At 75.0% G+C, this 21,897-nt stretch carries 21 protein-coding genes; 5 read left to right on the forward strand and 16 right to left on the reverse strand.

Features of this window, described 5'->3' with window-relative positions:
• Positions 1–61: 61 nt before the first annotated feature.
• The 3 genes from AC3WT4_RS12915 (at position 62) to AC3WT4_RS12925 (ending at position 3,201) form a co-directional block, all read left to right on the forward strand.
• The gene (locus AC3WT4_RS12915) at positions 62–2,074 is read left to right on the forward strand and encodes an endonuclease/exonuclease/phosphatase family protein (protein WP_492315621.1); all 2,013 of its coding nucleotides are present in this window, start codon (positions 62–64) and stop codon (positions 2,072–2,074) included.
• Positions 2,075–2,156: 82 nt separating this feature from the next.
• Positions 2,157–2,630 carry a hypothetical protein gene (locus AC3WT4_RS12920; RefSeq protein WP_061267660.1) on the forward strand — a complete coding sequence of 158 codons (474 nt, stop codon included), beginning with the start codon at positions 2,157–2,159 and terminating at the stop codon, positions 2,628–2,630.
• Between the two features lies 1 nt (position 2,631).
• Positions 2,632–3,201, forward strand: a complete 570-nt coding sequence (locus AC3WT4_RS12925) for an AAA family ATPase (protein ID WP_492315622.1) — start codon at positions 2,632–2,634, stop codon at positions 3,199–3,201.
• 34 nt (positions 3,202–3,235) lie between these two features.
• On the opposite strand, the gene AC3WT4_RS12930 is transcribed toward AC3WT4_RS12925, so the two are convergent.
• Positions 3,236–4,699, reverse strand: coding sequence for an NAD(P)H-quinone dehydrogenase (locus AC3WT4_RS12930; protein ID WP_074809283.1), 1,464 nt, complete (start codon positions 4,697–4,699; stop codon positions 3,236–3,238).
• 121 nt (positions 4,700–4,820) lie between these two features.
• Here AC3WT4_RS12930 and AC3WT4_RS12935 point away from each other — a divergent pair, with 121 nt between their 5' ends.
• Positions 4,821–5,672, forward strand: a complete 852-nt coding sequence (locus tag AC3WT4_RS12935) for a purine-nucleoside phosphorylase (protein ID WP_031316850.1) — start codon at positions 4,821–4,823, stop codon at positions 5,670–5,672.
• A 1-nt stretch (position 5,673) separates the two neighbouring features.
• Entirely contained in the window at positions 5,674–7,518 is a 1,845-nt protein-coding gene (locus AC3WT4_RS12940; protein ID WP_257419381.1) for a phospho-sugar mutase, read from the forward strand.
• Positions 7,519–7,580: 62 nt separating this feature from the next.
• Here the strand turns inward: AC3WT4_RS12940 and AC3WT4_RS12945 are convergent, their stop codons facing one another.
• The 15 genes from AC3WT4_RS12945 to AC3WT4_RS13015 all read right to left on the reverse strand — a co-directional run bounded on the left by AC3WT4_RS12945 (position 7,581) and on the right by AC3WT4_RS13015 (position 21,732).
• A complete protein-coding gene (locus tag AC3WT4_RS12945; RefSeq protein WP_257419380.1) occupies positions 7,581–7,808 on the reverse strand; it encodes a hypothetical protein in 228 nt (75 codons plus the stop codon).
• Between the two features lie 4 nt (positions 7,809–7,812).
• Entirely contained in the window at positions 7,813–8,535 is a 723-nt protein-coding gene (gene deoC, locus AC3WT4_RS12950; protein WP_074809281.1) for a deoxyribose-phosphate aldolase, read from the reverse strand.
• On the reverse strand, positions 8,532–9,662 hold the full coding sequence (locus tag AC3WT4_RS12955) for an adenosine deaminase (protein ID WP_043651295.1): 1,131 nt from the start codon (positions 9,660–9,662) through the stop codon (positions 8,532–8,534). Before AC3WT4_RS12955 ends, deoC begins: the two co-directional genes overlap by 4 nt.
• An 81-nt stretch (positions 9,663–9,743) precedes the next feature.
• Entirely contained in the window at positions 9,744–9,983 is a 240-nt protein-coding gene (locus AC3WT4_RS12960; protein ID WP_074809280.1) for a hypothetical protein, read from the reverse strand.
• A 28-nt stretch (positions 9,984–10,011) separates the two neighbouring features.
• Positions 10,012–10,971 carry a hypothetical protein gene (locus tag AC3WT4_RS12965; protein ID WP_492315623.1) on the reverse strand — a complete coding sequence of 320 codons (960 nt, stop codon included), beginning with the start codon at positions 10,969–10,971 and terminating at the stop codon, positions 10,012–10,014.
• Complete coding sequence (locus tag AC3WT4_RS12970; protein WP_074809276.1) at positions 10,968–11,312, reverse strand: DUF202 domain-containing protein; 345 nt, start codon at positions 11,310–11,312, stop codon at positions 10,968–10,970. The genes AC3WT4_RS12965 and AC3WT4_RS12970 overlap by 4 nt, the downstream gene beginning before the upstream one ends.
• 2 nt (positions 11,313–11,314) lie before the next feature.
• Positions 11,315–11,722 (reverse strand): YidH family protein, encoded by a 408-nt coding sequence (locus AC3WT4_RS12975; protein ID WP_074809274.1) that lies wholly within the window; start codon positions 11,720–11,722, stop codon positions 11,315–11,317.
• Between the two features lie 2 nt (positions 11,723–11,724).
• Positions 11,725–13,059: a thymidine phosphorylase gene (locus AC3WT4_RS12980; RefSeq protein ID WP_492315635.1), complete on the reverse strand. Its 1,335-nt coding sequence runs from the start codon at positions 13,057–13,059 to the stop codon at positions 11,725–11,727.
• A 29-nt stretch (positions 13,060–13,088) separates the two neighbouring features.
• The gene (locus AC3WT4_RS12985) at positions 13,089–13,553 is read right to left on the reverse strand and encodes a cytidine deaminase (RefSeq protein ID WP_257419242.1); all 465 of its coding nucleotides are present in this window, start codon (positions 13,551–13,553) and stop codon (positions 13,089–13,091) included.
• A 7-nt stretch (positions 13,554–13,560) separates the two neighbouring features.
• The gene (locus AC3WT4_RS12990) at positions 13,561–14,856 is read right to left on the reverse strand and encodes an ABC transporter permease (RefSeq protein WP_074809271.1); all 1,296 of its coding nucleotides are present in this window, start codon (positions 14,854–14,856) and stop codon (positions 13,561–13,563) included.
• Positions 14,853–16,169, reverse strand: coding sequence for an ABC transporter permease (locus tag AC3WT4_RS12995; protein ID WP_074809269.1), 1,317 nt, complete (start codon positions 16,167–16,169; stop codon positions 14,853–14,855). Before AC3WT4_RS12995 ends, AC3WT4_RS12990 begins: the two co-directional genes overlap by 4 nt.
• Positions 16,166–17,815, reverse strand: a complete 1,650-nt coding sequence (locus tag AC3WT4_RS13000; protein ID WP_492315624.1) for an ABC transporter ATP-binding protein — start codon at positions 17,813–17,815, stop codon at positions 16,166–16,168. Before AC3WT4_RS13000 ends, AC3WT4_RS12995 begins: the two co-directional genes overlap by 4 nt.
• Positions 17,816–18,019: 204 nt before the next feature.
• Positions 18,020–19,132 carry a BMP family lipoprotein gene (locus AC3WT4_RS13005; protein WP_074809265.1) on the reverse strand — a complete coding sequence of 371 codons (1,113 nt, stop codon included), beginning with the start codon at positions 19,130–19,132 and terminating at the stop codon, positions 18,020–18,022.
• A gap of 225 nt (positions 19,133–19,357) precedes the next feature.
• A complete protein-coding gene (locus tag AC3WT4_RS13010; RefSeq protein WP_074809262.1) occupies positions 19,358–20,587 on the reverse strand; it encodes an amidohydrolase in 1,230 nt (409 codons plus the stop codon).
• Positions 20,584–21,732, reverse strand: a complete 1,149-nt coding sequence (locus AC3WT4_RS13015; RefSeq protein ID WP_492315625.1) for a mannose-1-phosphate guanylyltransferase — start codon at positions 21,730–21,732, stop codon at positions 20,584–20,586. Before AC3WT4_RS13015 ends, AC3WT4_RS13010 begins: the two co-directional genes overlap by 4 nt.
• Positions 21,733–21,897 lie beyond the last annotated feature (165 nt).

Here is a 21,897-nt window from a genome sequence, read left to right on the forward strand (position 1 = left end):
CCTGGCTCCCGCCCGAGCCTGCCCTGTGCCGCGCGCGCCCGGGGCGGTAGCGTCACGTCTCGTGAACCCCGCGCCGGCCCCTGTCGTCCCGCGCGTCCGCGCCGACCTCGCCACGCTGCTCCTCGTCGTCACCGTCACGGCGACGGTGGTCGAGCTCGTGCGGTCGAGCGGCCCGCTGCTCGACCACGCGTTCTCCGCGGGGGTCGTCACCGTGGCCCTGACGGCCCTCGCGACCTACGCGGCGCCGGGGCTGCTCGTCGCGATGATCGCCGCGCGGCTCGAGCTCACCGGCCGCGTGGTGCTGCTCGCCGTCTCCGCGCTCGTCCTGGCGCGGCTCGTGCTCCAGGGGCTCGGCGCGGCGATCGCCTCGGGCGCGGACCTCGGGCTCGTCCGGTACGGCGTGGGTCTCGCGACGGTCGCCCTCGGGATCGGCGTGCTCGTCCTCGTGGCGGGGTTCGCGAGCGGCGCCCGCGCGGGCGCGACCGGGGGCCTCGCGCGGGGCCGCCTCGTGGCCCTGGGCGTCGCGCTCGGCGCCCTCCTCGCGGCGGCGCTCAGCGCGACCCTGGGCACGTGGGACGCCTACTGGCGGGCCGACGTCGGCGCGTGGGTCGTGACGGTCGCCGTCACGGGGGCGGCGCTCGCCTGCGCGTGGGTGCTGCGCGGGCGCGACGCCCTGCCGGGGTCGCGCGGGCTGTGGGTGCTCGGCCCGTTCGTCGCGCTCGCCGTGCAGGTGCTGGTCAACCCGGCGTTCGCGGCGGCGCAGACGGGCGTCGCGCTCCCGTTCGCGGTCGTCGGCCTCGCCGTCGCCGCGCTGCTCACGGCGTGGGCCGCCCCGCGCGCCGCGCGGTCCGGGCCCGGTCGGGCGTGGCTCTCGCCCGCGGTGCTCGTGGTCGGCGTCGCCGTCGTCCTGCTCGCGGTCCCCCGCGTCGCCGGGCCGGGCCCGTGGGGATGGGCGCTGCTCGCCCTGCTCGTCGTGCTGGTCCCCGTCGCGGCGCGCACGCTCGCCCTCGCGCTGACCCGCCCGGCGCTGCCGCTCACCTGGCTCCGGCTCGCCGGTGCCGCGAGCGTCGCCGGCCTCGGCGCCGCCGTCCCGCTGCTGGGCTACCAGCTCGAGTACGACGTGCCGCTGCCGTTCCCCCACGCCCTGCTGCCCGTCGCGGCCGCGCTCGCCGTGGCGGTCCCCGCCGTGGTCGCCGGGCGGCGCGCCCGGCCCGCCCCGACGAGCCCCGACAAGCCCACTTCCCGCCAGGAGCGCGGACCGCTCGCGCTCGCCCTCGGGGGCGCGGTCGCGCTCCTCGCGCTCGTCGGCGTCACCCAGGTCCACGTGCCGACGACGACGTCCGCCGTCGCGGACCACCCCGTAGGCGACCTCCGGCTGCTGGACTGGAACCTGCACTACGGCGTGAGCGCCGACCCGTCGGTCCGGCTCGACGAGATGGCGACGACGATCGCGGAGTCCGGGGCCGACGTCGTCACGCTCCAGGAGGTGTCCCGCGGCTGGGTGCTCGGCGGCGGGGCCGACATGGCGACGTACCTCGCGCGCGCGACGGGCATGCGCGTCGTCTTCGCGCCCGCGGCCGACCGCCAGTTCGGCAACGCGATCCTCTGGGACCCGCTGCGGGGCGACCTCACCGACGTCGTGCGCCACGCCCTCCCCTACGGCGCCGGTCCCCAGGAACGCTCGGCCCTCTCCGCGACGATCGACGCCGCGGGCGTCCCGGTGCGCGTGACGTCCGTGCACGTGCAGCACCGGGAGGAGAACACCCCGACGCGCCTCGACCAGCTCGACGCGCTCCTCGCCGCGGAGCCCGTCGAGGAGGCGTACGTCCTGGCGGGCGACCTCAACGCCGAGCCGGGCTGGGACGAGATCGTCCTGCTCGAGGACGCGGGGCTCGAGAGCGGGCAGGACGTCGCGGGCGACCCCGCGGCGCTCACCTCCCCCGCGGTCGCCCCGGCGCACCGCATCGACTGGGTCCTCGGCTCGCCCGCGGTGACGTTCCGGTCGGTCGAGGTCCTCGACGTCACGACGTCCGACCACCGCCCCCTCCTCGCCGACCTCCGCGCGCAGGACTGAGACCCCGTCCAGCCCGCCCCCGCCTGAGGTCCTGGTGCCCGTGCCCCCGACCGGGCGCGGGGTGGCGGGTTAGGGTCGACGGGTGCGCATCGAGCTGACCGTGACCGAGGCCGTCGAGATCGCCCGCGCGACGGGCGGCCTGCCGCCGTACGTGCGGTCGGTCGCGAGCGAGGGCGACGACGTGCGGGTCGTCGTCGACCTGCGCGAGGTGCCCGACCCGCCGTCGGCCCTCCGGCTCGCGGCCCGGCTCGTCCCGGTCGTCCGCGCGACGCTGCGCGTGGAGTCCGTCGTCGCGGGCACCGCGGTGCTCGCGGTCGAGGCGAGCGCCGCCGGCCTGCCCGCCCACAAGCTCCTCGGCTTCGTCGAGGCACCGCTGCAGGGCGCGCTGCGCTCGCACGGCCTGCCGCCCGAGGCCGTGCGCGTGCTGCCCGAGGCGCGCGTCGCGGTCGACGTGCAGGCGCTGCTGGGCGGCGTGCTCGAGCACACGTTCCCCGGCTTCCAGCTGACCGAGCTCGCCTGGGCGGACGGGAGCCTGCGTCTCGACGGCCGGCTCTGACGTGCCGGAGGTTCCGCTCCTCGTCCTCCTCGGGCCCGCGGCGACCGGCAAGTCGACGCTCGGCGCGCTCGTCGCGCAGCGGCTCGGGGTGCCGTTCGTCGACCTCGACGCCGTGGCCGACCGCTACTACCCCGAGGTCGGGTGGAGCGTCGACCGCCTCGTCGAGCGCGTCGCCGTGGTCGGCCGCGTGGCGGCGGAGCGCGAGTGGGAGCCCGCCCGCGCGCACGCCGCCGAGCGCGCGGTCGCGGAGCATCCCGGCACGGTGCTGGCGCTCGGCGCCGGGCACGCGTCGTACACCGACCCCGCGCAGCTCGCCCGGGTCCGCGCCGCGCTCGCATCCGTGCCGCACGTCGTCCTCGTGCTGCCGAGCACCGACCGCGAGCACGCGCTCGGCGTGCTGCGGGCCCGTTCCCTCGCGACCAAGGGCACCGACTGGCGACCGGCGGGGCACGACTTCCTCGCCGAGTGGTTCGACGACCCGGGGACGCGGAGCCTCGCGCACCGCACGTTCGTCACGGGCACGGAGGACGCCGCCGCGAGCGCCCGGCGGCTGGTCGCCGCGCTCGGCTGAGGCGCCGCGCCCGCCGGGTACCGCCGACGGGCGCTCAGTCCTCCCGGTGGTGCAGCATGCGTGCCACCTCGGCGATCGACCCGCTGAGCGACGGGTAGACCGTGAAGGCCGACGCGACGTCGTCGACCGTGAGGCGGTGCGAGACCGCGAGCGTGATGGGGAACACGAGCTCGCTCGCGCGCGGGGCGACGACGACGCCGCCCAGCACGACCCCGGCCTCGGGGTGCGCGAACAGCTTGACGAAGCCGTCGCGCATGCCGAGCATCTTGGCGCGCGGGTTGCGGGCGAGCGGCAGCACGGTCGTCACGTACTTGCTGCTCTGCGCCTTGAGCTGCTCCTCGCTGTACCCGACGGTCGCGATCTCGGGCGCGGTGAAGATGTTCGCCGCGACGGTCCGCAGCTTGATGGGCACGACGGCGTCGCCGAGCGCGTGCGACATGGCGACACGGCCCTGCATCGCCGCGACGGACGCGAGGGGCAGCACGCCGGTGCAGTCGCCCGCGGCGTAGATCCCGCGCACCGAGGTGCGCGACACCTTGTCCACCTCGACGTGCCCGCTGGGCGTGAGCCGGACCCCGGCCTCCTCGAGGCCGATGCCGCTCGTCGAGGGGATCGCGCCGACGGCGATGAGCACGTGCGAGCCCTCGACGACACGGCCGTCGGAGAGCGTGACGCGGACGCCGTCCTCGGTGCGCTCGGCGGACTCGGCGCGCGAGCGGGACATGACCGTCATGCCGCGCGAGCGGAACACGCCCTCGAGCAGCTCGGCGGCGTCGGCGTCCTCGCCGGGGAGCACGCGGTCGCGGCTGGACACGAGCACGACGTCCGAGCCCAGCGCGTTGTACGCGCCCGCGAACTCGGCGCCCGTGACGCCCGACCCCACGACGATGAGCCGCTCCGGCAGCTCGGAGAGGTTGTAGAGCTGCGTCCACGTGAGGATGCGCTCGCCGTCGGGCTGCGCGGTGGGCAGCACGCGCGGCGTCGCGCCGAGCGCGAGCAGGATGACGTCGGCGTCGAGCACGAGCGGCCCGTCGGTGCCGTCGGGCGCATCGACCACGACGCGCTCGGGGCCGTCGAGCCGGCCCTCGCCGATGACGACGCGCACGCCCTCGCGCTCCAGCCGCGCGTGGATGTCGGCGGACTGTGCCGCCGCGAGCGCCATGACGCGCGTGTTGACGGCCTCGAGGTCGACGATGTGCCGCCGCATCGCGGGGTGCTGCGCCTTGGCGGTGTCGACGGGGAGACGGATGCCGAGCTCGGCCGCGCGCTCGGCGATGGTCATCCAGTCGGCGGTGGCGATGAGCGTCTTGGAGGGGACGACGTCCGTGAGGACGGCCGCGCCGCCGAGGCCGTGGCGCTCGACGACCGTGACGTCGGCACCGAGACGACGGGCGACGAGGGCCGCCTCGTAGCCGCCGGGCCCACCCCCCACGACGACGATGCGGGTGCTGTCCGGGGCGGTCGAGGAGTCCATGCTCACGTGCGTCACGCCGGACATTCTGTCAGGCCGTCGCGTCGCTCGGTGTCAGCATGCGAGACGTCGCGGCCGGTCCGGGGTCGCGCGCGCGACGGCGCTGCTCGTCAGGTCGCGCGCCGTGGGACGGACTAGCCTTGCGACCATGACGACGACGCCTCCGAGCACACCCCCGCTCGACGATCCCGCGACCGACCCCTTCCTCGTGGCCCGGGCCGCGGCCGACCACATCGCGCAGGCCACCGGGGTCGAGGGTCACGACATGGCTCTCGTGCTCGGGTCGGGCTGGGGCGGCGCCGCCGAGCTGCTCGGCGAGGTCGTCGCGGAGGTCCCGACGCACGAGATCCCCGGCTTCTCCGCGCCCGCGGTCGCGGGCCACCTCTCGGTGACGCGGTCCATCCGGGTCGAGCGCGCCGACGGCTCGGTGCGGCACGCCCTGGTGCTCGGCTCGCGCACGCACCTGTACGAGGGCAAGGGGGTGCGCGCCGTCGTGCACGGCGTGCGCACGGCCGCCGCGACGGGCGCGGAGACGCTCATCCTCACCAACGGGTGCGGCGGGCTCAACCAGGAGTGGGGCGCGGGCACGCCCGTCCTCCTCTCCGACCACATCAACCTGACGGCCCGCAGCCCGCTGGAGGGGCCGACGTTCGTCGATCTCACCGACGTGTACTCGCCGCGCCTGCGCGAGCTCGCGCACCGCGTCGACCCGACGCTGCCCGAGGGCGTGTACGCGCAGTTCCCCGGGCCGCACTACGAGACGCCGGCCGAGGTCCGGATGGCCGGGATCCTCGGTGCCGACCTCGTCGGCATGTCCACGACGCTCGAGGCCATCGCGGCCCGGCACTGCGGCCTGGAGGTGCTCGGCGTGTCGCTCGTGACAAACCTCGCCGCCGGGATCAGCCCGACGCCGCTCTCCCACGCCGAGGTCATCGAGGCCGGCCAGGCCGCGGGACCCCGGATCAGCGCCCTCCTGGCCGACATCGCGAAGCTGGTGTGACATGACGGACCGCACTGCGGGGCACCGGGCCGACCCGGCCGACGACCCGACCTTCGACCCGGGGACCGACCACGCGGCGTTCCTCGGGCGCGTCACGGCGTGGATCGACGACGACGTCGACGCGGGCGACCAGGACGAGCTCCGCCGCCTGCTCGAGCTCGTCGACTCCCCGGACCCGCGCAAGCACGACGTCCGCGTGCGCGCGCTCGCCGACCTGCGGGACCGGTTCTCCGGCCCGCTCGAGTTCGGCACGGCCGGGCTGCGCGGGCGCATGGAGGCGGGACCGCACCGCATGAACCGCGCGGTCGTGATCCGTGCGGCCGCGGGCCTGGGCGCCTACCTGCTCGACACCCTCGGTCCGGCGGGCGCGGGCGGTGCGGCGCGCCCGCGCGTCGTCGTCGGGTTCGACGCGCGGCACCGTTCCCGCACGTTCGCGGTGGACAGCGCGGCCGTGCTCACCGCGGCGGGCCTCGACGTGCTCGTCCTGCCGTCGGCCCTGCCGACCCCCGTCCTCGCGTTCGCGGTGCGCCACCTCGGCGCCGACGCGGGCGTCATGGTGACCGCGAGCCACAACCCGCCCGCCGACAACGGGTACAAGGTCTACCTCGGCGGCCGCGTCGTCACCGACTCGGGCCAGGGCGCCCAGATCGTCCCGCCGTACGACGCGCACATCGCCGCCGCGATCGCGGCCGTCGGGCCGGCGCGGTCCGTCCCGCGCGCGTCGTCCGGGTGGACCGTGCTGGACCCCGAGGTCGTCGTCGCCTACGAGCGGTCGGTCCTCGCGCTGTCCGACGGCGCACGGCGCGACCTCAAGGTCGTCACCACGGCGCTGCACGGCGTGGGCGGCGAGACGGTCGCGCACGTGCTGCGCGACGCGGGCTTCACGGAGGTCGTGCCCGTCGAGGAGCAGCTCGACCCGAACCCCGACTTCCCGTCCGTCGCGTTCCCCAACCCTGAGGAGCCGGGCGCGATGGACCTCGCGCTCGCCGTCGCGCAGGACGCGGCGGCCGACGTCGTGCTCGCGAACGACCCCGACGCCGACCGGTGCGCCGTCGCGGTCCTCGACCCGCGCGTCGGGACCTACCAGGGCGCGGAGACGGCCCGGTCGAACGGCTGGCGCATGCTGCACGGCGACGAGGTCGGTGCCCTCCTGGGCGACGACGTCGCGCGGCGTGCCGCCGCGTCGGGCGTCCCGGGGGGCGTGCTCGCGTGCTCGATCGTGTCATCACGCCTGCTGGGGAAGATCGCGGCCGCGCACGGGCTCGGCTCCGCGACGACGCTCACGGGGTTCAAGTGGATCTCGCGCGTCGACGGCCTCGTGTTCGGCTACGAGGAGGCGCTCGGCTACTGCGTCGACCCGGCCCACGTCCGGGACAAGGACGGCATCAGCGCGGCGCTGCTCGTCGCACAGCTCGCGAACCGCCTCAAGGCCGAGGGTCGCACGGTCGTCGACGCGCTCGACGACCTGGCGCGCGCCCACGGCCTGCACGTGAGCGACCAGCTCTCCGCCCGGTTCGAGGACCTCGACCGCATCGGCGAGACGATGGCGCACCTGCGGGCCGCTCCCCCGCGCACCCTCGCGGGCGCCGGCGTCTCCGACGTCACCGACCTCTCCGCAGGGCTGGACGGGCTCCCGCCGACGGACGGCGTGCGGATCCTCACGGCGGACGACACGCGCGTCGTCGTGCGCCCGAGCGGCACCGAGCCGAAGGTCAAGTGCTACCTGGAGGTCGTGGTGCCCGTCGCCCCGGACGCCTCGCACGCCGACCTCACCGCCGCCCGGGCCTTCGCCCGCGACCGCCTCGACCGCGTCAAGGCCGACATGACGCGCGCGCTCGGTCTCTGAGCCACCACGAGCCGGGGTCCCCGGTCGCCGGAACCTCTCCGGCGACCGGGGACCCCGGCTCGTCATACCTGCGCGGCGGCCACGAGGAACGCGTCCAGCGGTACTCGCTCCTCGCCGTCGGGCGGGAGGACCCCGCTGATCACGGCGACGCGCTCCGCCCGGAAGAGCTCGACGTCGACGAGGTTCCCGTGGATCTGGGTCCAGCCGTCGCCCGAGACGGACCATGCGGCCACCCGCGCGCGGGTGGCCGGTCCCGCCTCCGCCAGGAACAGGTCGAGGAGACGTGCCACGGCGTCAGTAGCCGTCCCCGGCAGAGGGGGCGTCCGTGCCGTCGAACCCCGCGAGGACGGCGGCGGTGCCGGACAGCCCGAGGCGCGTGGCGCCGTGCTCGATCATGGCGAGGGCGTCGGCGAGCGTGCGGACGCCGCCCGACGCCTTGACGCCCAGGCGACCGCCGACGGTCTCGGCCATGATCGAGACGGCGTGCGTCGAGGCGCCGCCCGCGGGGTGGAACCCGGTCGAGGTCTTGACGAAGTCGGCGCCCGCCGCCTCGGACGCGCGGCACGCCTCGACGATCTCGTGGTCCGTGAGCGCGGCGGACTCGATGATGACCTTGAGGACCCGGTCCGCCGGCACGGCGGCGCGGACCGCCGCGACGTCGTCGCGCACCGCGTCCCAGGCGCCGGCCTTGGCCGCGCCGACGTCGATCACCATGTCGACCTCGTCGGCGCCGTCGCGGACGGACCGGGCCGCCTCGAACGCCTTGACGTCGCTGTGGTGCTTGCCCGACGGGAAGCCGCACACCGTCGCGACCAGCAGCCCGCGCTCGCGCGTGGTCGCCGGGTCCAGGGGCAGCATCGACGGGGAGACGCACACGGAGTAGACGCCCAGGCGGACGCCCTCCTCGACGAGCGCCGCGACGTCCGCGGGGGTGGCCTCGGGCTTGAGCAGCGTGTGGTCGACGAAGCGGGCCAGGCCCGCCGCGTCCAGGGGCTGCGTGCCGGTCGCGTCGCTCACAGCTGCGCTCCTTCGATCTGCTGGTAGCCGGGGAGGATGACGTCGTCGACGAGCGCGCGACGCTCGTCGTGGTGCACGAACGCGCTCCACGCGGCGGTCATCGTGACGTCCGCGAGGTCGTCGATGGTCCAGCCGGCGTGCTCGACGAGGAGCGCCATCTCCTGGGTCATCGTCGTGCGCGACATGAGCCGGTTGTCGGTGTTGAGCGTGACCGCGAAGTCGAGCTCCTTGAGGCGCGTGATCGGGTGGTCGGCGATCGACGTCGCCGCCCCGGTCTGCACGTTCGACGACGGGCACAGCTCGAGCGGGATCTGGTGGTCGCGCACCCAGTGCGCGAGGAGGCCGAGCGCGGCCGTCCCGGGCTCGCCCTCGGCGCTGTGCGGGAACTCCGGGTCGAACGCGATGTCCTCGACGATGCGGACGCCGTGGCCGATGCGGCTCGCCTGGCCGAGGTGCACGGCCTCGGCGATCGACTGCGGGCCCGCCGCCTCGCCCGCGTGGATCGTCACGGGGAAGTTCTGCTCGGCCAGGTAGCGCCAGATCTCGACGTGGCGCGAGGGCGGGAACCCGTCCTCCGCGCCCGCGATGTCGAAGCCGACGACGCCGTTGCCGCGGTTCGCGACCGCGAGCTCCGCGATCTCCGACCAGCGGTCGGCGTGCCGCATCGCGGTGACGAGCTGCCCGACGCGGATGGTCCGCCCCTCCGCGGCCGCCTCGGCGACGCCCTGCTCGATGCCGGACTGCACGGCGTCGACCGTCTCCTGGAGGGTCAGGCCGCGCTGGAGGTGCTGCTCGGGCGCCCAGCGCTGCTCGGCGTACACGACGCCGTCGCGCGCGAGGTCGAGCACCGCCTCGCGGGCCACGCGGGCGAGGGCGTCGCGCGTCTGCATGACGGCGATCGTGTGGTCGAACGTCTCGAGGTAGCGCACGAGCGACCCGGAGTCCGCGGACTCCGCGAACCAGGCGCCGAGCGCCTCGGCGTCGTCCGCGGGGAGCTGGTGCCCCACGTCGGCGGCGAGCTCGAGGATCGTGGCGGGGCGGAGCCCGCCGTCGAGGTGGTCGTGCAGCACGACCTTGGGCAGCGCGCGGATGACGTCGACCGTCAGCGGGGCGTTCTCGGTGGTCATGCGCTCACGGTACCGGCCGGTACGCCCGGCCTCGCGCCGAGGGTACCGGCCGGGCCGGGTGGGTTCGGGTGGTGCGGGCGGTCAGGCGTAGTCGTCGTCGCTGCCGGGCACGGCGGACGCCTGCTCGACGACGTCGGCCTCGGCGGCCTCGCCCTCCAGGTCGGGGCGCGGGGTGCGCGGCTGGTACTCGTCGACCTCGTGCACGGGGTCCTCGACCCCGGGGTCGTCGTCCTCGACCTCTTCCACCAGGCTGACGGCCTCCTCGCCCTGCTCGTCCAGACCGGCGTCCCGCCATGCGTCGTTCCCGGGCACGGTGCTCATCGCGACTCCTCCTCGACGATCGGCGTGCTCACCACGGTCGTGGCGGCTGCGCCCATCCTGCCGCCGGGCGCGCGCCCTCGCCAGCGCGACCGTCGGGCAGGAGCGCCCAGCACACGTGCGGCCAACCCCCGAGCGCGCGACGCACCGCGGGCACCTGGGCGCCGTCGAGGAGCGCCCCCGCCGGGAGGGTGTGCAGCGTGCCCGACGACGGCTCGTAGACCCGGCACCACCCCGCCGCCTCGTCGGCGTCGGTGAGGAGCACGACGTGGCGCGGGACCGCGGTCGCGAGGCCGAGCGCGAGGTCTCCGCCGGTGAAGAGCGGCACGGGCACCCCGCGCGACGCGGCCACGAGCGCCGCCCTCCCGACGCGCTGCGCGCCCGGCCCCGCGACGACCCGGTCCACGAACGCCACGTCCGCGTACCGCGCGGCCCGGGCGGCGCCCCAGGGCGGCGTCCCGAGCGCCGCGGGCCACGGCAGCGGCCCGAGCCCGTGCCGGTTCGTCCGGCGCTTGAGCGCCTGCTGGAGCCTCCGGAAGCGCTCGATACCGGAGCGGGTGCGCGCGTCCGCCGGCTCGTCGCGCGCGGCCGCCCCCGGGCGCAGCCCGGTGGCGAGCCACAGCGCGAGCACCGGGTCGCCCGCCGCGGCGAGGAGTCCCAGGACGGCCGAGCCGCACGTCGTCCCGTCGGTCTGGCGCGCGGGCGCGCCCGCGATCTCGAGCGTCCGGACCGCGGGACCCGCGCCGGGTCCGTCGAGCCGGCACAGCGGGTCGACGACGGCCCGCCGGTCCACCGGCCGCAGCCCGTCGAGGGTCGCGGCGAGCGCGTCCACGCGGTGCTCGGGGTGGCCCGCGCGACGCGCTCGGTCGAGGAGGTGGGAGGTCGCGGCGTCGGGCGCGTGCGCGCCGGGCGGCGGGGGCGGCGGCAGCGTGCGCGCCGGGAGGAGGCGCGCGACGTCGGTCGCCCGCAGCACCCCGAGCCCGAGCCTCACGCGGCACCGCCGAGGACCCGGCCGAACGCCCACGCGGCCCCCACCAGCGCGAGCACCACGACGAGGCCGCCCACGCGCACGAGGAACGACCACGAGCGGAGCCGCCCGTCGCGCGGGAGCCCGCCGGTCGGGGGCCGCAGCACGGCGGGGACGAGCGCGAGCACGGCGACCGCGACCGCCGCGCACACCGTGACCACGGAACCGGACCGCAGCCCGGCGGCGGCGAGCACGAGCGCACCGACCACGACGCCGAGCACCGTGCGCTGCCACGCGAGCGCCGTGCGCTCGGGCTGCAGGCCCTCGTCCCGCGGCGCCGCGGCGCCGGGCTCCCGCGACGGCACCCTCACCCTCCGGTCGCCGCCCCGACGGCGTAGCCCGCGAGCAGCAGGGCCAGCACGACGACACCGACGACGAGCACGGGCAGGCCGCTCGGCGCCGGGAGGCGCCACCGCAGCCGCAGGGCCCGCTCGTTGCGGCGCCACGACACGAGCGCGTAGCCCGCGAACCCGGCGCCGGCGAGGCACGCGACACCCGCCACGACGTCGAGCAGGCCCGCCATGCCCGCGAACGTCGCGAACGACGTCAGCGCGACGCCGCCCGCGACCAGGCCCAGCCCGGTGCGCACCCACGCGAGCGCGGTGCGCTCGTTGGCGAGGCTGAACCGCGCGTCGGGCTCGGTCCCCACGCCGTACACCGACCGCGGCCGACGCGTGTCGGCCGGCTCGGGCGGGGGCTGCTCGTCGCCCGTCACGCTCAGTCGACGCGGTCCAGGACGACCGAGCCGCGCTCGACCACGGTGCCGAGATCCGCGACGGACCACGCGCCGTCGAGGGCCTGCACCGCACGCTCGAAGCGCTCCGGGGTGTCGGTGTGCAGGGTCATGAGGTGCTGGCCCTTGCGGACGGTGTCGCCGGGCTTGGCGAAGAGCTCGACGCCCGCGCCCGCCTGCACCGGGTCCTCCTTGCGGGCCCGGCCCGCCCCGAGGCGCCACGCCGCGACCCCGACGGCGTAGGCGTCGAGCCGCTCGAGCACCCCGTCGCGGTCGGCGACGACGTGCTCGCGCTCGCGCGCGACGGGCAGCGGGGCGCGCGAGTCGCCGCCCTGCTCCGCGATCATCTCGCGCCACTTGTCGAGCGCGCGCCCGCCCAGGAGGGCGTGGCGCACGTCGTCCTCGTCCTGCGGGCGACCCGCGCCCGCGAGCATCTCGAGCGCGAGCGCGACCGTGAGGTCGACGACGTCCTGCGGCCCCTCGCCCTTCATCACCTCGACGGACTCGCGCACCTCGAGCGCGTTGCCCGCCGTGAGGCCGAGCGGGGTCGACATGTCGGTGAGCAGCGCGACCGTGCGCACGCCGGCGTCAGTCCCGAGGTCGACCATCGTGCGCGCGAGCTCGCGCGCCGAGCCGATCTCCTTCATGAAGGCCCCGGAGCCGACCTTGACGTCGAGCACGAGCGCGCCCGTGCCCTCCGCGATCTTCTTGCTCATGATCGAGCTCGCGATGAGCGGGATCGACTCGACCGTCCCCGTGACGTCGCGCAGCGCGTAGAGGAGCCGGTCCGCGGGCGCGAGGCCCGAGCCCGCCTGGCAGATCACGGCGCCGACGTGCTCGAGCGCGTTCATCATCTGCGCGTTGGTCAGCGCCGCGCGCCACCCCGGGATCGCCTCGAGCTTGTCGAGCGTGCCGCCGGTGTGGCCCAGGCCGCGGCCGGAGAGCTGCGGCACCGCGACACCGTACACGGCGACGAGCGGCGCGAGGGGCAGGGTGATCTTGTCGCCCACTCCCCCGGTCGAGTGCTTGTCCGCCGTCGGGCGCGAGAGCCCCGAGAAGTCCATGCGCTCGCCCGACGCGATCATCGCCTGCGTCCAGCGGCCGATCTCGGCGCGGTCCATGCCGTTGAGGTAGATCGCCATCGCGAGGGCGGCCATCTGCTCCTCGGCCACCACGCCGCGCGTGTAGGCGTCGATCACCCAGTCGATCTGCTCGGGCGCGAGCCGCGCCCCGTCGCGCTTGGTCCGGATGACGTCGACCGTGTCGAACGCCTCCGGGGCCGGCCCCTCGGCGCCACGGTCCTCGCCGTCGTCCTCGATGCCGTCCTGCGTGGCCACGTCGTCGCTGGTCACGAGCGCTCCTCCAGATCCTCGGGCCCGAAGGCGTCGGGCAGCACGTCCCTCATCGTCTTGATACCACGCACCGTCTCGACCAGCAGGTCGGGGCCCCCGTGCTCCCACAGGAGCTGGCGGCACCGGCCGCACGGCATGAGCGTCGCGCCGTGCCGGTCGACGCACGCGAACGCCACGAGGCGTCCGCCGCCCGAGCCGACGAGCGAGCTCACGAGCGAGCACTCCGCGCACAGCGTCACGCCGTACGCGGCGTTCTCCACGTTGCAGCCGACGACGACGCGGCCGTCGTCCACGAGCGCGGCCGCGCCCACGGGGAAGCCCGAGTACGGCGCGTAGGCGCGGGTCATGATCTCGCGCGCCGCGGTGCGCAGCGCGTCCCAGTCGACGGCCGGCCCGACGGCGGACCCGTCCGGGTCCGTCCCCCCGCCCGGCCGGGTACCGCCGTCGTGCACGTCCGTCATGCCGTCCTCACTTGACGTAGGGGATGCCCTCGGCGGCCGGCGGGCGCACGCGCCCGACGAGGCCGGCGACGGCGAAGATCGTCACGACGTACGGGGTCATGAGCATGATCTGGCTCGGGATCGGCGTCCCGACGATGCCGAGCACCGTCTGGAGGTTGTCCGAGAACCCGAACAGGAGCGCCGCGACGAGCGCGCCGACAGGGTTCCAGCGCCCGAGGATCATCGCGGCGAGCGCGATGAAGCCCTTGCCGCCCGTCATCTCCTTGCCGAACGCGAGCCCCGCGGCGACGGTGAAGAACGCGCCGCCGAGGCCGGCGACCGCGCCGCCGAGGATCGTGTTGCGCACGCGCGTCGCGTTGACCTTGATGCCGACGGTGTCGGCGGCCTTCGGGTGCTCGCCGACCGCGCGCAGGCGCAGGCCCCAGCGGCTGCGGAACAGGAAGACCTGCAGCAGGATCACGACCACGTACATGAGGTACACGAGGAGCGTCTGGCGGAACAGCACCGGCCCGACGACCGGGATCTGCGAGAGCACCGGGATCTCGATGACGGGGAGCGGGTTGCGCGAGTTCCACGTCGCCGGGTCCTCGGTGAGGACCGTCGAGTACAGGTAGCTCGTCACGCCGACGACCAGCACGTTGAGCACGACGCCGACGATGATCTGGTTCACCCAGTACTTCACGGAGAAGATCACGAGCAGCACGCCCACGAGGGCGCCCGCGACCGGCGCCGCGATGAGGCCGGCGTACGCCGACGACGTGAGCGACGCGACGACGGCGGCGAGGAACGCCCCGGCGAGGAGCTGGCCCTCGATCGCGATGTTGATGATGCCGACGCGCTCGCACAGCACGCCGGACAGCGCACCGAACACGAGCGGGACCGCGAGGAAGAGCGAGCCCTGGAGCAGGCCCGTCAGCGGGATCGCCGACTTCCCGGCCCCGGCCCAGGACAGGAAGGCGAAGACGATCGCGACGCCGTACACGATCGGCAGCCACACGCCGACCTTGCGCCGGTCGCGCGCGGCCCAGAACGACAGTCCGGCGAGGAGCAGCGCGAGGATCGACAGGAACAGCGCCGCCCCGGTGGAGCTGACGGTGATCGGCTCGATCTGGAAGAAGTCCTTCGCCGTCGAGAGGCGGAACGTCGTCTGCTGACCGCCCGCGGGGAGCAGCGCGAAGAAGACGAGGGCCAGCAGCCCGATGACCCCGTAGGCGACCGGGGCCTTCCAGCTGATGGGCGGCAGCGGCTTGGCCGCGCGCTCCGGCGCGGCGGCGGGCGCCGGGGTGGTGGTCGCGGTGCTCATGCTCCGGCCTCCTGGGTGGTCGTCGTGGACGGGACGGCCTTCGCGCGGCGACGGGCTGCCTGCCGTTCGGCGCGCGTCGGGCCGCCCGGTGTCGGGAGGCGGAAGATCGCCCGCACGAGCGGCGGCGCGGCGATGAAGAGCACGATGAGCGACTGCACGACGAGGACGATGTCGATCGGCGTGCCGGTGCGGGCCTGCATGACGAACCCGCCCGCGCGCAGCGCGCCGAACAGCAGGCCGGCGAGCACCGTGCCGAGCGGCCGGGACCGTCCGAGCAGCGCCACCGTGATCGCGTCGAACCCGAAGCTCGCCGCGACGCCCGCCGTGAGCACGTGCTCCGTGCCGAGCACCTGCGCGCTGCCCGCGAGCCCGGCGAGCGCACCCGCGATGGCCATGACCCACACCGTCGTCCACGGGACCGACATGCCTGCCGTCCGGGCCGCGTGCGGGTTCTCGCCGACGGCGCGGAAGCGGAAGCCGAGCGTCGAGCGCTCCATGAGCCACCACACGCCGACCGCGACGAGCAGCGCGAGGACGAACCCCGCGTGGAGGCGGAAGCCCTCGCCCAGCAGCAGCGGGAACTGCGCGTTCCCCGGGATGCGCGGGCTGATCGGGTTGGAGCTGCCCGGCGCCTGGAACGGCTTCGTCGTGAGCAGGTACGCGACGAGGTAGATCGCGATGTTGTTGAGCATGATCGTGACGATCACCTCGTGGGCGCCCGTGCGGGCCTTGAGCACGCCCGCGATGCTCGCCCACAGGGCCCCGCCGAGCGCGGCGCCCAGCACGGCGAGCAGGAGGTGCAGCCCCGGCGGGAGCGCGAACGTCCAGCCGACGAACCCGGCGAAGATGCCGCCGAGGATGATCTGGCCCTGCGCACCGATGTTGAACAGGCCCGCGCGGAAGCCGATGCCGAGCCCGAGGCCCGCGAGGATGAGCGGCGTCGCGACCGTCATCGTCTCGGTGAGGGGGCGCAGCGCCCGCGAGACGTCGGGCGCGTCGACGTTGAGGACCGCGCCCTGGAAGAGCGCGGCGTACGCGCCGAACACCGCGTCCCAGACGGCCTGGAAGAAGTCCGAGGGGCGCGCGAAGAAGTAGGACGCCGCCTCCTGGACCGCGGGGTCGGCCGCCGCGATGAGGACGCCGCCGAGGACGAGCGCGGCGACGATCGCGAGGAGCGAGACGAGCCAGCTGCTCTCGAGCATCTCGCGCAGGACGCCCTGCCCGGCGGGTGCCTCCGGCTTCTGGGGGTCGCTCGGCGGAGCCGCCGTCGGCGGGAGCGCCGACGCGTCGTCGGGCGTTGCCTGCTGGGTCACTGGATCTCCTCCTCGCGGGCGGCGGCCGCGTCCTGCGCGGCGTCCGACGGCGCGTCCTCGGCGACGGCGTCCGACGGCGCGCCCTCGGCGACGGCGTCCGCCTCGCCGAGGGTCGTGTGGTGCTCGGCGGCCTGCACGACGGCCTCCTCGAGCGGGACCCCGGCCATCATGAGGCCGAGGACGTCGCGGTCGGTGTCGCCGGGCACGACCCCGACGACGCGGCCGCGGTACATGACGGCGATCCGGTCGGCGAGGGCGAGCACCTCGTCGAGCTCCGTCGACACGATGATCACGGGGGTGCCGTTGTCGCGCTCCTGCACGATGCGCCGGTGCACGAACTCGATCGAGCCGACGTCGAGGCCGCGCGTCGGCTGCGACGCGATGAACAGGCGCAGCGGCCGCGACATCTCGCGCGCGAGGACGACCTTCTGCTGGTTGCCGCCGGAGAGCGTGCCCGCCGGGGTCTCGACCGACTGGGTGCGCACGTCGAACTCGCCGATGCGCTGCTCGGCGTTCGCGCGGATCGTGCCGCGCGCGAGCGCACCCCCGCGCGAGTAGGGCGCGGACGTCACGAGGTCGAGCACGAGGTTCTCCTCGACGGAGAACGTCCCGATGATCCCGTCGGTGCTGCGGTCCTCGGGCACGTAGCCCACGCCCGCCTCGAGCACCTGGGACACGCTGCGCCCCACGAGCTCCTTGCCGTCGAGCAGGATCGAGCCCGCGACCGGCTTGCGCAGCCCGACGATCGTCTCCGTGAGCTCGGTCTGGCCGTTGCCCTGGACCCCCGCGACGACGAGGATCTCGCCGCGCGCGACCTCCAGGCTCACGCGGTCCACGACGGCCGTGCCGGCGTCGTCCATGACCGTGAGCTCGTCGACGTGGAACGTGGTGTCCCCGCTCTCCGCGGGCGCCTTGTCCACGCCGAGCGAGACGGACCGGCCGACCATGAGGGACGCGAGCTCGGTCTCGCTCGCGCTCGGGTCGGCCGTGCCGACGACCTTGCCCCGGCGGATGACCGTGATGCGGTCGGCGACCGCCCGCACCTCGCGCAGCTTGTGCGTGATGAAGACGATCGACGTGCCCGCGGCCTTGAGCTCGCGCATGATCGCGATGAGCTCGTCCGTCTCCTGCGGCGTGAGGACCGCGGTCGGCTCGTCGAGGATGAGCACGCGTGCGTCGCGCGACAGGGCCTTGATGATCTCGACGCGCTGCTGCACGCCGACGGGGATGTCCTCGACCATCGCGTCCGGGTTCACCTCGAACCCGAACCGGTCCGAGATCTCCTGGACGAGGCGGCGCGCGCGGCGCGCGTCGATGAGACCCGCGCCCTTCACGGGCTCGTGCCCCAGCGCGACGTTCTCGGCGACGGTGAACACCGGGACGAGCATGAAGTGCTGGTGCACCATGCCGATGCCGGCGGCCATCGCGTCGCCCGGGCCCGCGAACTGCACGGGCACGTCGTCGACGAGGATCTGCCCGTCGTCCGGGTCGTACAGCCCGTACAGCACGTTCATGAGCGTGCTCTTGCCCGCCCCGTTCTCCCCGAGCAGGGCATGGATCTCGCCGGGCTCGATGACCAGGTCGATGTGGTCGTTGGCGACCAGGGACCCGAAGACCTTCGTGATCCCTCGCAGCTCCAGCTTCACCGGTCTGCCTCTCCTCGTGCTTCGCAGTCGTACCGCGGTGTCGACCCCGATCCCGTCGAGGTACTCCATCGAACCGCACTCGCGGGAGCGCGGCGCGTCGTCGCGGCCCCGACGACACCGTCGTCGTCATGACGGTGGCCCGGGCGCTGGGCCCGGGCCACCGGTGCCGGTCGCCCGTGGGCGGCCGGCGGGTTCAGCGTCGCGTCACGGCGCGTTCGGCGACTCGACGACGAGGTCGCCCGCGATGATCTGCTCCTGGTACTGGGCGATCTGGTCCTGCAGCTCGGCCGGGACCGCGTCCTCGAAGTCGTGGAACGGCGCCAGGCCGACACCCTCGTTCTCGAGCGTGCCGACGTACGGCTCGCTCGTGAAGTTGCCGTCCGCCGACTCGCTCACGGTGTCGAAGACCGCCGGGCCGATCTGCTTCATCACGGACGTGAGGATGATGCTCCCGTAGTCCGTCGTGAGGAAGCCGTCCGAGTCGACCCAGATGATCTTCGCGCCACCGCTCTCGGCCGCCGCGGCGGCACCGAGGCCCACCGGGCCGGCCACGGGCATGATGATGTCCGCGCCCTGGTCGATGAAGCCCTGCGTGACGTTCTGGCCGTTCGCCTGGTTGTCGAAGTCGCCGGTGAACGTGCCGGTCTGCGCTTCCTTGTCCCAGCCGAGGACCTTGACGTCGGTGCCGTTGTCCTCGTTGTACTTCGCGACGCCGTCGGCGTAGCCGTCCATGAAGATGGCGACCGACGGGATCTGGATGCCGCCGAACGTGGCGACGGTGCCCGTCTCGGTCATGCCCGCCGCGAGGTACCCGGCGAGGAACGCCGCCTCCGCGGTGTTGAACAGGATCGGCTTCGCGTTGTCGATCTCGACCGCCTCCGGCGGGTCGTCCGCCGTGGCGCCCGGGTTGCTGAACGCCGAGTCGATGAGCGCGAAGTGCACGTCCGGGTTGGCCTCGGCGGCCGACTGGATCGGGTCCTCGAGGAGGAAGCCGACGCCGATGATGAGGTTGCAGCCCTGCTGGACGAGGCTGTCGATGTTCGGACCGTAGTCCGTGTCCGCCTGGGACTCGACCTCGTGCGTCGTGATGCCGAGCTCTTTCTTGGCCTGCTCGAGGCCCTCGTAGCCCGACTGGTTGAAGGACTGGTCGTCGAACCCGCCGGCGTCGGAGACCATGCACGCGGAGAAGTCGGAGTTGCCGCCCGCGGTGCCCTCGCCGCCGCCGGTGGTCTCGTCGTCCTCGGGCGCGGCGCCGCACGCGGCCAGCGCGAGCGCGGCGACCGCCGCGAGGGCGGTGACCTGAGTCGCTCTCTTCACCTGATAGCTCCTGTCGTTCTCGTAGCAGTGCCGCGCAGGGAGGACCCCTGGGTCCTCCCCTGCGCCGTTGCACGGGAGGACCGGTCCGTCGGCCTCTATACGACCGAACACTAATCAGCCGGAGGGGTCCAGCACGTTACTTGCCGGTAACGCGGGCGCTTCGTTATGCAAGCGTCACTTTGCGTCTGAGGCGTGACACACCCCTGTCCACGGGTCGGGACCGCGTCACCCGTCCTGGCCCGCGGCGACGCGCGCCAGGAGCCGCATGCCCAGGCCGACGGCGCGCTCGTCCACCTGGAGGTCGCCCTGGTGGATGTCGTAGCTGCGCCCGCCCGGCGTCCGCGTCCCGAGGCGGGCCATGGCCCCGGGCACCTTCGTCAGGTACCAGGCGAAGTCCTCTCCCCCGAGCGACTGCTCGGTGAGCACCACGCTGTCCGGGCCGAGCACGTCGCGCGCGGCGGCCTCCAGCAGCCCGGTGCAGCGCTCGTCGTTCTCGACGGGCGGGACGCCGCGCGTGTGGTGCACGGTCACCTCGACCTCGTACGGCGCGACGACCTGCTCCACGGCGTCGTGCAGCACCTGCCCCGCGAACTCCCACGCGCGCACGTCGAGGCAGCGCAGGGTGCCGCGGACCGTGCCGGTGCTCGGGATGGCGTTGTGCGCGGAGCCCGCGTGGACGGCGCCCCACGTGAGGTTCACGCCCGAGCGCGGGTCCAGCCGACGGCCGAGCACCGCGGGCACCTGCGTGATGACCTGGCCCAGCGCATACACCACGTCGCCGGTCAGGTGCGGCCGGGACGTGTGGCCGCCCGGGGACGCGATCGTCACCGAGACCTCGTCCGACGCCGACGTGATCGGCCCGATCCGCGTGCCGATGCGGCCCACGTCGACCTTCGGGTCGCAGTGCACGGCGTAGATCTCGTCGACGCCGTCCATCGCCCCGGCCGCCAGGACGTCGAGCGACCCGCCCGGCTGGACCTCCTCCGCGGGCTGGAGCACGAGCCGCACGCCGCGGCGCAGCTCGCCCTGGGCGTGGAGGTCCGCGAGCACGAGCCCGGCACCGAGCACGACGGCCGTGTGCACGTCGTGGCCGCACGCGTGCGCGACACCCGGCACGGTCGACGCCCACGGGAGGTCGCAGCGGTCCTGCAGCGGCAGCGCGTCGATGTCCGCGCGCAGGGCGACGCGGCCCGGCGGGACGGCCGCGCCGTCGGGCACGCCCGCGGTGGTCGTGCCCGGTTCCGGGCCGACGTCGCACACGAGCCCCGTGCCCGGCAGGAGCCGCGGCTCGAGGCCCGCGGCGCGCAGGCGGTCGGCGAGCAGCGCCGTGGTGCGCGTCTCGGCGCGCGAGACCTCGGGGTGGGCGTGGATGTCCCGGCGGATCGCCACGACCTCGTCGACGTGCCGCGCGACGGCGGCCCCGATGCGGGCGGCGAGGGTCACGTCGGCGCTCACAGGAGCTCGTCCATCCCGAGCTCGCGCACCGTGTCGACCATCGACTTCACCTGCTGGGCGCGCGCCCGCGTCGTGACGAGGAGCGCGTCGGGGGTGTCGACCACGACAACGTCGTCGAGACCGAGGACGGTCACGACGCGGTCGCTCGCCGGCACGACGACCGAGCCGGCGCTCTCGCGGCGCACGACGCGCCCCGTGTCGCCGAGCACCTTGGAGCCCGCCCCGTCGACGGACGGCAGGAGGGCGGCGAGGGAGTTGAAGTCGCCCACGTCGTCCCACCCGAACGTGCCGGGGACGACGGCGACGCCCCCGACCGCGGCGACCGGCTCGGCCACCGCGTGGTCGATCGCGATCCGCTCGAGCGCCGGCCACCGCTCCGCGAGCACGCGGTCGCGGTCGGGGCCGTCCCACGCGGCGGCGATCGCGCGCAGGCCGTCGTGCAGCTCGGGGCGCTGGTCCGCGAGGTGCCCGAGGAGCACCGACGAGCGCACGATGAACATGCCGGCGTTCCAGCGGTACTCCCCGGACGCGAGGTAGCGCTGCGCGGTCGCGGCGTCGGGCTTCTCCGTGAAGCCGCGCACGTGCTGCGCGGTCGGCGCGCCCGCGACACCGAGCGGGGCGCCGCTGTGCACGTACCCGAACGCCGTCGACGGCCGCGACGCCGCGATGCCGATCGTCACGACGTACCCGGCGCGCGCCGCCTCCACCGCCTCGCGCACCGACGACTCGAAGGCGGCGCGGCCCGTGATCACCTGGTCCGCCGCGAACGACCCCACGATGACGTCGCCGTGCCGCGCCTCGAGCACCGCCGCGGCCAGCCCGATGGCCGCCATCGAGTCCCGCGGCGACGGCTCCGCCAGCACGTTCTCGGCCGGCAGACCCGGGAGCTGCGTGCGCGCCGACGCGACGTGCCGGTCCCCCGTGACGAGCACGACGCCCTGCTCCCCCGCGAGCGGCACGAGCCGGTCCACCGTGGCCTGGAGCAGGGAGCGGCCCGAGCCGGTGAGGTCGAGCAGGAACTTCGGCGAGCCCGCGCGCGAGAGCGGCCACAGCCGGGTGCCGGCGCCTCCCGCGGGGACGACGGCGAAGAAGCCGGGGATCGGCGACCCGGACGGGCCGGAGGAGTCGTGCGGCGAAGAGGCCATGAGGGCCAGCATAGTGAGGGCCAGAGTTCCTCCGCGGGCTGTGGGATCAGTCACAAACCCCCCGTGCAGGGCCGTTCCGCCGTCCCCGGCGGTCCGCATCATGACGTCGATGTCACTATGGTGGAAGCCCAGAGACCGATGCCGACGACGGTCCCGGGGTCCGGA

The organism is Cellulosimicrobium sp. EB106-03-01-XG111 (assembly GCF_058792115.1).